General features: G+C 76.1%; 1 protein-coding gene. It reads left to right on the top strand.

Features of this window, described 5'->3' with window-relative positions; genetic code table 11:
- Positions 1-899, top strand: an 899-nt coding sequence (locus ACYVE9_RS28600) for a sensor histidine kinase (RefSeq protein WP_461030791.1), incomplete at both ends; no start/stop codon positions are given.

Here is an 899-nt window from a genome sequence, read left to right as displayed (position 1 = left end):
GGCTGGCCCACGAGTTGCACGACATCAGCGCGCACCACCTCACCTCGGTCGTGGTCACCGTCGACACCGCGCGCAAACTCGGCGACCGCCGACCGGAACTGGCCGCAGAGGCCGTGGCCTTCGCCGCCCGCACCGGGCGGGAGACGCTGACCGCGCTGCACCGCCTCGTCGCGGTGATGCGCACCGTCGAGCAGCACGACGAACCCGGCCGCGACGCGGCCGGAATCGCCGCGTTGGTCTCCGGTTTCACCCGCCTGGGACAGCCGGTCGCCCTCGACCTTCCGCCCGCCCTGAGCGGCCCCGAGGCGGACGCCGCGTACGGCATCGTGCGCGAGGCCCTCACCAACGCACTGCGGTACGCGCCCGGGGCAGCGGTCCGCGTGCACGTGCGGCCGGAGGCGCACGGTCTGCGGCTGCGGATCGACAACGATGCCAGTCCCGCTGCGGCCCCCGCCCCCCGGGTGCCCCTGGGCGCGGGCCGAGGCATCACCGGCATGCGCGAACGGGCCGCGGCGACCGGCGGCACCCTCACCGCGGCTCCTCGCCCGGGCGGCGGCTGGCGGGTCGAAGCACTGCTGGGTGCGGCTTCCGGCACCGACCGGCACGGCGGCCGACGTCACTCGCGGCGCCTGACCGCACTGCAACTCGCCGTCGCGGTGGGTGTGCTGCTCAACCCCGTCGTGCCGATGCTGCTCGTGGTCGACGACCAGGACCCCGACCCCACCGGAGCGGCGGCTTCCGCCCTCGCCGGCCTGCTCGCCCTGACGCACGCCCTGCCGCTGCTGCTGCGCCGCAGCCGACCGTGGACCGCACTGGCGGCGGTCCTGTGCACCGCCGCGCTGTGGCCGCTGTTCGCTGTGCTCGACGCGCTGCCGCCCGGTACCTCGGCGTACCTGCCG

Source organism: Streptomyces sparsus (genome assembly GCF_054776295.1).
This window is presented reverse-complemented; position numbering and strand designations above follow the sequence as displayed.